Origin of the sequence: Streptomyces sp. TRM70350, from assembly GCF_019219825.1 — a bacterium.
In the GTDB taxonomy this organism is placed as follows: domain Bacteria; phylum Actinomycetota; class Actinomycetes; order Streptomycetales; family Streptomycetaceae; genus Streptomyces.
The window spans coordinates 314,183-327,002 of record NZ_JAHUXH010000002.1 but is presented as its reverse complement, the minus strand read 5'-3'; the positions used below and the strand labels follow the sequence as shown (position 1 = coordinate 327,002).

General features: G+C 69.6%; 6 protein-coding genes. 4 read left to right on the top strand and 2 right to left on the bottom strand.

Annotated features, from left to right (window positions below):
- Nucleotides 1-31 precede the first annotated feature (31 nt).
- Together KWI83_RS04825 and KWI83_RS04820 are read left to right on the top strand one after the other, a co-directional pair.
- The gene (locus KWI83_RS04825; protein WP_218513002.1) at nucleotides 32-976 is read left to right on the top strand and encodes a hypothetical protein; all 945 of its coding nucleotides are present in this window, start codon (nucleotides 32-34) and stop codon (nucleotides 974-976) included.
- Between the two features lie 251 nt (nucleotides 977-1,227).
- Entirely contained in the window at nucleotides 1,228-2,475 is a 1,248-nt protein-coding gene (locus KWI83_RS04820; protein ID WP_218513001.1) for a S1 family peptidase, read from the top strand.
- 20 nt (nucleotides 2,476-2,495) lie between these two features.
- Here KWI83_RS04820 and KWI83_RS04815 read toward each other — a convergent pair whose 3' ends face one another.
- Nucleotides 2,496-2,954, bottom strand: a complete 459-nt coding sequence (locus KWI83_RS04815; protein ID WP_218513000.1) for a hypothetical protein — start codon at nucleotides 2,952-2,954, stop codon at nucleotides 2,496-2,498.
- Nucleotides 2,947-3,417 carry a hypothetical protein gene (locus KWI83_RS04810; protein WP_218512999.1) on the bottom strand — a complete coding sequence of 157 codons (471 nt, stop codon included), beginning with the start codon at nucleotides 3,415-3,417 and terminating at the stop codon, nucleotides 2,947-2,949. The genes KWI83_RS04815 and KWI83_RS04810 overlap by 8 nt, the downstream gene beginning before the upstream one ends.
- A gap of 217 nt (nucleotides 3,418-3,634) precedes the next feature.
- Between KWI83_RS04810 and KWI83_RS04805 the strand changes: the two genes are divergently transcribed.
- Entirely contained in the window at nucleotides 3,635-10,522 is a 6,888-nt protein-coding gene (locus tag KWI83_RS04805; protein ID WP_218512998.1) for a DEAD/DEAH box helicase, read from the top strand.
- Entirely contained in the window at nucleotides 10,519-12,762 is a 2,244-nt protein-coding gene (locus KWI83_RS04800; protein WP_218512997.1) for a UvrD-helicase domain-containing protein, read from the top strand. Before KWI83_RS04805 ends, KWI83_RS04800 begins: the two co-directional genes overlap by 4 nt.
- Nucleotides 12,763-12,820: the final 58 nt, after the last annotated feature.

The window sequence follows — 12,820 nt, the reverse complement described above, 5'->3', positions numbered from 1 at the left end:
CTGAGCCACTGAGCCACTGAGGGGGTCCGTAGTGCCGCTGTCCTTATTCCTGAACGAACTGTCCTGCCAGTCCGACGCGGGCCCGAGACAGGTCGACGAGGCCATGGCCACGTTCGTGGCCACGCTGAAGCACCTCAAGGGCTGGGGGCAGAACGTCGGACTCGTCACCGAAAGCCCGCTCCAGTCGGCCGAACTCGCCCGCGGCTACGTCTACCAGCAGTGGCTGAACGCCACCCCCCGCAACAAAGAGCGGCACCGCCTCATCCTCAGCCTGCGCGACCGCACCCCGGGCGCCCTGCGCGGCGTACTCGAAGCGGCCGGACACGACCCGGCCGAGGTCGAGCACTTCCACGACGGCCGCCGCGCCGTCGGCATCGGCGCCGCCCAGCTCGTGGACGGGATAGCCATCAGCCTGCCCGTCAGCCCGAAGTGGGCGGCCTCCTGGCTGGACGTCGACATCAACCGCGTCGGCGAGGACGACGTCGAGTCCGACCGGGACCGTGTCCGGCACTGCTCCACTCCCGCCGAGGCCGACGAACACGAGGAGTGGGCACGCGGCACCGGCCTCAGCTCCCTCACCGGCCCGTCCCAACTCCTCGACGCCTGGGATGAGTTCTTGCCCTCCCTGGAGCGCCTGCCCCGCTTCGACCGCGACCTGCGCGCCCTCGACCCGAAGTGGTTCCGTCCTGTCCGCGACCTCCTCGCCGACCTCCAGTCCACGGCCGCCGACCACTGGGACCTCGCCCGCTCCCCCGAGCCCGACTGGCAGAACCCGCACATCACCCCCGAGTCACAGTCCCGCCGCCACCTGTGCACCTTCCCGGACCCGGACCTCAACGGCCGGGACGCGTGCTTCTCCTGGCACGGGCGCATGACGCCGGGCAAGGGACGGCTGTACTTCCGGCTGGTGCCCGAGCGGAAAACCTTCCGCCTGGCCTACGTCGGCGACAAACCCGGCAGCGACCGTCTCTCCTGACCAGCACGGAGGGACTCAACGGGCGACGTGCACACGGCAATTGGCGGAAAGCACATGCCTGACAGGTAAGTGACAGCGAAGCACTGTTGACCCTCTCCGTGCCCCCGAATGATGCTGATGCGCGCGGTATCTGCAAGTCGGTTGATGAAACGTTACATCCCGCCATACCACGGAGGACGAACGTGCCAATCAGCTCGGCAAGACATCGTTTCAGACTTGGCGGCTGGGCCATCGGCTGCACGGCACTGGCTTTGCTCGCAGCGGCGGTGCCCGCGGCCGCGGCCCCCTCGAAGCCCGGCGCCGCTGAGCCGAAGAGTCTCCTCGACGCCACGCCCAACGCGGACATCATCGGAGGCACACCCGCCACCCAGGAGGCGCTGTTCGCCGTCCAGGAGCGGTTGAACAAGGCGGCCGACCGGATCCAAGCGGTCACCAACACGCTCGGCGGCTCCGGTTTCGCCGGTGACCGCATAGACACCGCCGCGGGCACCGTCACCCTCTACTGGCACGGAGAGCTTCCGCAGCAGGTCTCCAAGGCCGTCAAGCAGATCGAGCGTTCCGGAATCACCGTCGAGGTCCAAGAGGCGAAGTACACCCTCGAACAACTCCTCCAGGAGTCCGACCGCTTGGCCTCCCTGGGCTCAGTCAACGGTGCGACGATCACTTCCGTCGGGCCCCGCCCCGACGGAAACGGGGTCGAGGTCGCCGTCGAGTCCGACAGTGAACCGACCAGCCAGGCCCGGGCCGCCCTCGACGCCGCCCTCACCGAGAGCGTGGACCTGGACATCACACTCGGGGTAGCCCCCCGCCAGGCCAGCCGGCTCGCCGACACGCCCCCTTACTGGGGTGGCGCCTATGCCACGATCCACAACAGCTCAGGGACCGCCCAGGGTTCGTGCACCACCGGGTTCGGCGTCGCGGGCAACAACGGCGCCGCCCGCTACATCCTCACGGCCGCGCACTGTGGCGGTACCACGTGGCGGACAGGCACCGGCGCCACCATCGGCACCGTGCTGTCCGGGAAGGACACCGCCCGCGACGCCGAGCTGGTCCTCGGCGACATCGGCAACGCCGTCTACGAGGGTCCGTCCATCGCGGACGGCGACACGAACACCGGGCGCCTCGTCACCAGCGGCTCCAGCAGCCGTGTCGGCGACTCGATCTGCCAGGGTGGCGCGTACTCCGGCAGTATCTGCGGGTACACGGTCGCCGCCGTGAACCAGACCATCACCATCGGCGGTTTCGGCACGGTCACCAACATGGTCCGGGTCGAAGCCGCCAACCGGGCTTCCGGAATCGGCAACGGGGACAGCGGCGGCCCCGTCTACACCATCTCCAGCTCCGGTGCCGGCGTGGCCCGCGGCATCATCAGTGCCTATGACGGTTCGCAGATCATCGACTGCCCCGGCGTCCCCAACAGCAGCACCCGTAACTGCTCCTGGCGCTGGTGGTACCCGGATGTAACCGTGGCCGCCAACAATCTCGGCGTCCACTTCTGACGCACCGGACCGCTCCTGGCCTACGCCGGGCTGGGGGTTGACGGTGTGAACGGTTCCGCGGGGCCCGCGACAGCCGTCCCCCGCTCCACCACGACGCGGCTGTCGTAGTGCTTCGACAGCCGCGTCGCTTCCGCGGCCGTTCCCGCCCGCGTCATGATACCGACGCCCGAGCCATCGTTCAGCGGTCCGCCGCCGGTGATGACGATGTCCCGCTCCCGCCAGTATTCGGTGTCGGCCAGGATCTCCCGGACTTGGGCCAGCATGCTCTTCTCGGACATGGCCGCGTCCTTGAACACCAGCTTCACTCCGGAGACCCGGGAACGAACGGCCTTGTCCAGGTCGCTGCCCGGCTTCCGGTAGACGGTCAGCACGCCGCCTCGGTGATCGAGGACGGTACCCGCGTACCAGTCCTCGTAGCGGGGACGGACGATCTCGTCCACTTCGTCCGCCGCCGCCGAAAGAGCGGGATCGTCACTCACCACGGAGGGCGGCGCCGACGGTGCCGTCTGCTTCGGGTCGCTGCCCGACGTACCCTCGGAGGCGGTACCGCATCCAACCGCCACCGCACACACGGCGCTCACCACGGCCAGCCACCGCACTCCATACCGGCATCTCACGGGCACTCCCTCGCACTCGGTCCTCACAGATACGACGTGCGACCCCGGCACCTGGTTCACTCACCGCAGGCCAACAGCTCGCCCCCCCACAGGTCATGTGCTCGACGTGCCCCACCTTGATCCACATCTCGGGATTGCCCGAGCCCTTCCACGGTTTGTCCGGCTGGTCATGAAAACGCGGGAAGGCCCCGGACGCGAGCACGACCGTGCGCCAGGGCAGCAACGTACCCAGCAGATCGAGCGCGGTGATGGCGTCCTTCGCGGTCTCCTCCCCTTCCGTGACCGCGCCCATCTCGACATGGACGGCGTCGACCCAGCCCGGCATCGCGGCTCCCCCTCGGCCCTCGTCTCGCCGAATCCCCCATCGCCCCTGGTCGCAGAGTGAGCGGGCATCCTCCGTAACGAAAGAGCGCAATTCCGGCTAGAACCGAACCCTGAAACGAACGGTGTGAGTCGTGATTCGGGGGACGCTGTCGGTGCTCCGCTATACGGTTGGGCTGAACGGTTGATCCGTACACTGACCTGGGACGAAGGAGTACGTCGTGCGGCCCACCCTGGCCGCCGCGCAGTTGCGCGGCAGTCTGACTCAGTACCTCACGACGACGTACGCCCTGACCGACTCGGACACCCGCCTCGCCCTGGAGCGGTTCCTGAGTCACCCCGAGACGGGGATCTTCCGCGGGCCGTACCTGCGGATCCGGACGCCTTTCCACACCGCCGACGACGGCTGGCGGCAGCACCTCGAATGGACCCCCGGCTTCCCTCCCTACCGGCATCAGGCGAAGGCGTGGGAGCGGCTCAGCACCCTGCGCGGGGCCGCGCGGCCGACGCTGATCACCACAGGGACGGGGTCCGGCAAGACGGAGTCCTTCCTCGTGCCCGTGCTCGACCACTGCCGACGGGAGAAGGCCGCCGGGCGGGCCGGTGTCAGGGCCGTGCTTCTCTACCCCATGAACGCCCTCGCCACCGACCAGGCGGGGCGTATCGGCGAGTATCTGGCGCAGCCGGAGCTTGCTCAGGTCACCGCGGGCCTCTACATCGGCGACCGGCCCGACACCGACTTCCGGCGGGTGATGACCCGCCGCGAGGAGATGCGGGTCTCCCCGCCGGACGTGCTCATCACCAACTACAAGATGCTCGATCTGCTGTTGCAGCGGGGTGAGGACCAGACACTGTGGGAGGGCGCCGACATCACGTATGTGGTGCTGGACGAGTTCCACACGTACGACGGGGCTCAGGGCACCGATGTCGCGATGCTGCTGCGTCGCCTCGCGACGGCCACGGGCAAGAGCCGGCCGGGGCGGCCGCTCGGGACGATCTGTCCCGTGGCCACGTCCGCGACCCTGGGTGAAGGCGCCATCCCGGGCGCCGCTCCGGGCGGTCGGGACAGGGCGATCCTCGACGTGGCCGAGCAGGTCTTCGGCATGCCCTTCCCCTCGGACGCGGTGATCGGCGAGGAGCGGATGTCCGCGGGGCAGTTCACCGGCGAGATCGACTACGAACTGCCCGAGCCGCCCTCGCCGAAGGAGGTCATCGAGTGCTCGGGCGGTCCCGGGATCGAGGCCCGGCCGGATCTGCTCGACCTCGACGGACTCGCGGAGCGGCTTCTCGGGCGCAGAGGGCTCGACGCGTTCCAGATCGGCAGGCTGCTCAAGCGGCACGACTTCACGCACGGCGTGCTGTCCCTGCTCGACGGAGAGCCACTCAGCGAGTGGGAACTGCGGGACCGCATGAGCCGGTTCGGGTACGCGTGGGGCCGTACCGCGCGCGAGAACCCGCGGTTGGTGCTTCAGGCGCTCTCACGCTTCGTGGCACTGCTGTCCGCAGCCCGGGACCCGGAGTCGGACGAGAAACGGCCGCGACCGCTCCTGCACATCGAGGCCCATCTGTGGGTGCGGCCCGTCACGCGCGTGCTGCGGGGCGTGGGGCCCAACCCCGAGTTCCGGTGGTACGAGGACGACCGCACCGCCGCGCGTCGTGCCGCGCTGGCCGCGCCACCTGCCGGCGGCGACGGCTTCGACGGCACTGACGACGAGCGGTCGTCGGGTGGATGGCCGTCCGGCGATGCCCGCCGTGCGCAGGCCCAGCCGGGGGCGGACACCGCGGTTCGCCCCGCCGCCGTCCATCTGCCCGCCGTCTACTGCCGCAACTGCGGGCGGTCGGGATGGGCCGCCCTGTCACCGGAAGCCGATCCGCAGCGGCTCGTCATGGCGCAGGACCGGGTGTGGCGCGCGGGCGTGGGGCGCGACAAGCGGCGTATCCGGTACTTCATCGCCGCCACCCCCGCCGAGCGGGACGAGGCGCTCGACGCGCTGACCGGCGCCAGGCCCTCGTCGGGCTCCCCGGGCAAGGGCAGTGGCGTCGATCCACTCTCCGTCGTCGTCCTGGACGGCGCACAGGGCACGTACCGACTTCCGGCGCCCGCCGACCGCGAGGAACTGCAGGACGGCTGGTTCGCGCTGGCCATCACCGACAAGAAGTCCGCCGACAAGGCGGCCCTCGACGACCGGTGCCCGGCCTGCAACACCGACAACGGCATCCGCTTCCTCGGTACGGCACTGGCGGCGCTCGCCTCGGCGACCGTCACGCAGCTGTTCACCGGCGGGGACATCGCGCTCGTACCAGAAGAGCGCAAGACGCTGCTGTTCAACGACTCCACGCAGGACGCCGCGCACCGTGCGGGCTACGTCGCCAACGCGTCCTACAAGTTCTCGCTGAGGTCGCTGCTCGCCCACGCCCTCGCCGACTCCCCGGAACCGGTGGCGCTCAACGACCTGATCGGCAACGTTCTCGACTCCATCGACGACACCCAGGCCCTGGCCGCCGTCGTCCCGCCCGACCTGCACGACGAGCCGGGGGTGGACCGGCTGCTGTCCGGGCGGGGCAGCGGCGATGCCCGTACCTGGAAGCTCATCGGTGAGCGGCTGGCGTTCGCCACGGTGATGGAGTTCGGTCTGCGGTCGCGTCAGGGACGCACGCTGGAGCTCACCCGCACCGTGGCGGCCGAGGTTGCCCTCCGGGAACCGGACCTCATCGTCGCTCTGGCCCGCGATCTGCATCTGACGCTGCCGGGCCAGCTGCTGGCCGTCGGCGGCCTGGCCACACCCGACCGCTATCTGGCGTTCATGCGCGGGCTGTTGGAACGCATCAGGCTGCGGGGCGGCGTACGGCACCGGTGGCTGGAGCCGTGGATGCGGGACGCCGGCGTCACGCGGTTCAAGGTGTGGGGCGGTCGGCCCGACGGGATGCCCGCGTTTCCCGACGGAGTGGCCGCGCCCCGGTTCCTGCTGGACGCCCCGAAGGAGAAGTCCACCTTCGACGCGGCTACCGGACGGCTCGGCTGGTACCAGGACTGGACCCGGCGGTGCCTCGGTCTGGACGTCGCAGGCGTCAACGAGTATCTGCGGCGGCTGCTGCCCGTGCTCGCGGAGGATCACGTCCTGGCGGTCCGCACGGCACAGGACCGGACGACGAAGGTCTACGGGCTGCAGCCGGGGCACATCCAGGTGCGGCTGCTGGACGACGCCTCGGTCAACAAGGCGTTCGTCAGCTGCCCGGACTGCGGGTGGGAGCAGGTCGTCCTGCCGGAGCGCAGGACCCGCTGGTACGGGCATCCGTGTCCGCGCTACCGCTGCCAGGGGGTGCTGAGGCCCCCGCAGGACGACGTCTCGATGACCATCACCAGTACCTCCGGGAGCTTCGGTGGGTCACGCGAGCGCGACTACGTCAGCGACTACTACCGGCGGCTGTATCTGACCGGCGGCGCCTTCCGCGTGGTGACGGCCGAGCACACGGGCATGCTCACCCGGCCGCAGCGCGAGCGCGTCGAGCGCACCTTCCGCGACGGCACCCACTACACCGACCCCAATGTGCTGTCCTGCACTCCCACGCTCGAACTCGGCATCGACATCGGCGACTTGTCGGCCGTACTCCTCGGCTCGCTGCCGAAGGGGCCCGCGAACTACGTGCAGCAGGCCGGTCGCGCCGGACGCAAGACCGGCAACGCGCTGGTGGTCGCCTTCGGTGGGCGGCGCGCCCGGGACCTGTACTACCTGGACGAGCCCCGCGAAATGATCGCGGGCGACATCGTCCCGCCCGGCTGCTATCTGTCCGCGGTCGAGATCCTGCGCCGCCAGTACACGGCGCATCTGCTCGATCTCGCCGCCCGGGGAGCACTCACCACCGCTGACGGCGAGCGGCTCCAGCCCGCGCCCCGGCTGGTGTCCGCGCTCTTCGGCACCACCGGCTGGTGCCAGGACCTCGCCGACGCGGCACTCACCCATGGCGCCCGCCTGGTCGAGGACTTCCTGGCCCTCTTCCCGGCCGCGGACGCGGAGGGCAATGGAGTCACCGAACACGCCGCCGACGAACTGCGGGCCTACGCGACCGGCGGAATCGTGCGCGCCCTCCAGGAAGCGGAGGAAGACTGGACCGCACGACGTGAGGAGCTGCGCCGGCGGATCGCGGCCATCGACGCGGCGATGGACGGCCTGGTGCGCTCCGACCCCGAACAGGACCGGGAACACCGGGAGTTGCTGGCCGAGCGCCGCGCCACCGGCGATCTGCTGCGCGAACTCAGCCAGACCAGCGCACACGGCGCACTCGTCGAACTGGGGCTGCTGCCGAACTACAGCCTCACCGACACGACGACCCAGTTGGAGGCCACCCTCTACTGGACGGAGGAACAGGCCGACGGCGACGGCGATACGGCTGGCGCGAAGAAGACGTACCGCAGCGAGGTACGGGACTACGAGCGCTCCCGCCGGCTCTCCCTCTCCGAACTCGCCCCGGGCAACAGCTTCTACGTCAACGGCTACAAGCATGTCGTGCGCGCCCTGGACATCGGCGGCCCGGATCGCCGTGCCTGGTCGGTGTGGCGGCTGTGCCCGGCGTGCGGGTACGTGCGGACGGAGAACGCCAAGGCGGACACCTCGCCCTGCCCGCGCTGCTCAGGCCGGGAGATCGCCGACGCCGGATGCGTGCAGCACGTACTCGAACCCCGGCGGGTGATCGCCCGCGACAAGCGTGACGACGCCCGCGTCCGGGACGACAAGGACGAGCGCGACCGGCGCCGCTACTCACTGCTCACGACGGTCGACATCGACCCTGCGCATCTCGCTGCCGGCTCCTGGCGGCACGACACCGCCGTGTTCGGCGTCGACTTCACCCGGCGCGCCGTCATCAGAACCCTCAACCTGGGACTCGACCGGCAGGACGGCAGCAGCACCGTGCCCGTCGCCGGTGAGGACGTGCGTCTCAACCCCTTCCATGTGTGCACCAGTTGTGGTGGCGCGACCGCCGACGGGCGTCCCGTCGTGGACCAGCCGCACGACGCCCTCACGGAATCCCTGGCGGCCTCCACCCGGGCAGGTGCCCACCATCTGCTGTGGTGCCCGCGCCGCAAGACGCTGTCGGCCGGTGACGGACAGGGCAAGGGCGAGGACATACCCCTGCTGCTCGCCCACGAGCTGGTCACCGAAGCCGTACGCATTCTGCTCCCCGCTTCCGTCGCCCGCGCCAAGGAGCGACTCGCCTCGTTCACCGCGGCCCTGTTCGTGGGCATCGCGGCCCGGTACGGCGGAGACCCGGACCACATCGAGATCGCCGCCGCCTCCATGCCCGACGGTGGGGACGCCAACTGGCCGCGGCGCTTCCTCGTGGTCTACGACCGGCTGCCGGGCGGCACCGGATATCTGCACCGACTCGCCTCCGCGGACGGATTCCGCGAAGTGCTGCTCAAGGCCAGGGAAGCCATCGAGAGCTGCACGTGCATCGAGAAGGGTCTGGACGGCTGCCACCGATGCCTGCTGCGCCGCGTCGCCGCGACCGACTACGACAAGGTCAGCCGCAACGAAGTGCGGCACATGCTGGACGAACTGCTCGGCAAGGGCGGTGAGGGATGGAAGACCTCGCCCGTCGCGGCGACGCACGCCATTCCCCTGGAGCGCCAGGCCGAGAGCGACCTCGAGGTCATGTTCATCGACACGCTCAAGGAGTGGGCGCGCCAGCCGGCGGCCCGGGCCAGCGCCGATGCGTACACGACCACGGCGGGCACCTACTCCCTCGACCTGCGGCTGACGAACTCGGACGGGACGACACTGAGCTGGCGCGTATCCCAGCAGCGCGTCCTCGACGGCACGCGTCCGGACGTGCTCTTCGAGCGGCTCGACGCGCCCGGACCGCGACTTGCGCTCTATCTCGACGGATACGAGTTCCACGCCTCGGCCCGGCACAACCGTCTCGCCGACGACGCCGCAAAGCGCACCAGGCTGCGGGCCGAGGGACTCCGGGTCTTCCAACTCACTTACTACGACGTCAAGGAGTGGCGCACGCGGGTGCGCGACACGGGCTACGCGGCCGCAGGCCCGGCCGATCCGGTATGGCAGCCCTACGGTGACCAGGGTCAGCGGCAGGCACGCGACTACTACGCCAAGGTGAGGGGCGGACTGCCCGGCGAGCTCGCGGAGAACATCTGGATCAACCCCGCCGAGACACTGCTCGCCTATCTGCGCTCCCCGGACGCGGACATGTGGCTGGCCCGCGCGGAGGCGGCCGTCGCCGGGCTCACCGGGACACGGCCGCAATCGGCGGCGGTGTCGGGAGAGGCCGTGAGCGTACAACTCACCGCCGCGCTGCACGGCGCACCGCCGGCCGGTCAGAACGGGCCCGTCCGCGTGCTCGGAGCACTGGACCGGTCGGGATGCCATGTGGTCGCGGTCGCCGACGGACGGCAGAAGCCTCCCGCCTGGACGGCCATCACGGTCCTGGACGACAGCCCGGCCGCGGTCACGGACTCCGAGGCGCACAAGGAGCGGTGGCGCGCCTGGCTGTACTGGAGCAATCTCCTGCAGTTCCTGGAACGCGGAGGTGGTGACAGCGCACAGCTGACCACCAGTCAGCTCGACGGCTTCTCGACGGAGACACTCGCGGTCACGGGCGGCTCCGGATGGCTGGCTTCCACGCGTATTGACCTGGAGGCGGTGGGACAGGAGCGGGACGCGGAGGCCGTCGTCGAGAAGCCTGTCACGGTCGAGACCCCCGTCACGCAGGGTGGGGGCTGGGGCACCGTCCTTGAGTACCTCGACCCCGACGAACCCGGCCTGCAGCTCCTCGCCGTGTCCCTCGCCACACGGGGCGTACCTGCGCCCGTCGACGGCTTCGAACTCGACGAACACGGGTGGATGGCCGAACTCGCCTGGCCGGACCGGAAGGTGGGGGTGGTTCTCTCACCCCGGCCCGCGGAACCGGAACCCGATTACGAGGCTCAGGACCGGGACCGCGCCTTCGCGGCCGCCGGGTGGGACGTACGGCGCGCGAGTGACTGGACCGCGGAAGAGCTGGCTGGTCGGCTCGGCGTACAACCATCCACTCCCGACGCGCATCGTGATCTGCAGAACGACGGAACGACCCAGGGGGAGCCCCACCGATGAACACCGCGAGTGTGACTCTGCGTCTGCTCGACAAGGCCGACAAGGAGATCCTGAAGCTCCCCCGCGCGGTCAAGGGCGCCCTCTACGACTTCCAGCACAAGTTCAAGACCAACCCACAGGCCACCGGTCTCCAGCTGAAGCAGCTGAAGGGAGACAGCAGGCTCTGGTCCGCACGCGTCAACGACGAGTACCGCGCCCTGCTGCTGCGCCTCGCCGACACCGACTGGCTGATCGTCTCGGTCAAGCACCGCAAGGAGGTCTACGAGAACCTCGACCGGCTCTCCTACGGCATCAACCAGGTCACCGGTGCCATCGAGTACGTCGACCTCCAGGTGGTCGAGGAGAGCGTGCTGCGGCGTGTCGCGCCCGATCGGCCGATCGCCCCGCAGCCGCCTCGGCAGCACGCTGAACCGACGCCGCCCGAGCCTCTGTTCGCGCACTTCACGGACCAGCAGCTCACCGACCTCGGTGTGGCGGAACCGCTGATCCCTGTGGTCCGGACCCTCACCACGGAGGAGCAGCTGCTCGGGCTCGTCGAGTACGCTCCGCAGCTCACCGGCGAGATTCTGCTCTCGCTGTTCGACGGCAAGTCCTACGACGAGGTCCTGGACCAGGTGACGGCCCCGGTCGCCGCTCCCGAACCCGTCGACACGGAAGACTTCCAGGCTGCCGCCGAGCGTCCGGCGACCATGGTCACGACCACGGACGAAGCACTCCGCGAGGCCCTTGAAGGCGAGGACTTCGGACGCTGGAAGGTCTTCCTGCACCCCACGCAGTCCAAGTTGGTGGAGCGGGACTACTCCGGCCCCGCCCGAGTGGGCGGCGGCCCCGGCACAGGCAAGACGATCGTCGCCCTCCACAGGGTCAAGCATCTGGTCGAGCAGCTTGCTCCGGGGCGCAACAAGCCCGTGCTGCTGACGACGTACAACAAGAACCTCGCCGCCGACCTGCGGACTCGTCTTGTGGAGCTGGGAGGCGAAGAGCTGCTGTCCCGCGTGGAGATCAGCCACGTCGACCAGCTGGCGCTGCGAGTGGTGCGGGAGGCCGAGCCCGGCAACGCCAAGCAGACCGTCGACGACAACCAAGTACTGCGCGAGTGGCGCTCCATGCTGGACGAACTCGGCGAGACGAAATGGGACGCGGAGTTCCTCCACGACGAGTGGACGCAGGTGATCCTCGGCCAGGCGGTGGCATCCCGCACGGAGTACTTCCGAGCCCGCCGGGCCGGCCGGGGCCGCAACATCGCGCGAGCCGAACGAGCCGAGATCTGGCAGTTGGCGGAGAAGTTCACGCAACGCCTGGACCGCCTCGGCCGCCAGACCTGGGCCCAGGTGGCCGAGCGGGCCGCGCGTCTGGAAATGGAGCGCGAGCAGCGGATCCAGGCCGTCGAACGGCAACGCGACGAAGCGGGCGGCCTGGACAACATCCACCTCCAGGACGGCTCCGCCGGATGGCTGCGTTACCGCTACCAGCACATCGTGGTGGACGAGGCCCAGGACCTTCGGCCGGGTCACTGGAAGATGCTGCGGGCCATGGTCGCCCGCGACCGGAACGACATCTTCCTCGTCGGTGACACACACCAGCGGATCTACAACAACCAGGTGACCCTGGGCAGCCTCGGCGTCAACATCCGGGGCCGGTCCGCCAAGCTGACCCTCAGCTACCGCACCACACGGCAGATCCTCGGATCCGCGCTCGGCGTACTCGAGGGCGAGTCCTTCGACGACCTGGACGGCAACCAGGAAACCCTGGCCGGCTACCGGTCCGTCCTCAATGGCGCGCCCCCGGCCCTCCACCCGAGCCCGGACTGGGAATCCGAACGCGAGGGGATCGCAGAGCTGATCTCCCGTTGGAATGATATTCCCCTGGAGCAGATCGCGATCTGTGTCCCCACGAATGCCATGGCGCAGGAGGTGGCTGTCACACTGGCCCAGTCAGGCATCAGAGCCGTCGAGATCGGTCCGGACGGGCCTCGTGGCGATGAAGGGGTCCACATCGGGACGATGTTCCGATTCAAGGGGCTCGAATACCAGCGCATGATCATCGCCGGCGTGAGCGAAGGTCTGGTACCCCGCAGCACCGTGATCGGGCTGCAGCACACCGACGCCCTCCGGTACCGACGCGAACTCCAGCGCGCTCGCTCCCTGCTCTTCGTCGCAGCAACACGATCTCGCGACTCCCTCGCTATCTTCTGGCACGGGAAGCCCAGCCGTTTCCTCACTCCGCTGGTTGCCGGGTAACGAAGGTCCTTACCGAGGTGATGGTCCTGGCGACGGGAAATTCGGATGCGCGCGCGGG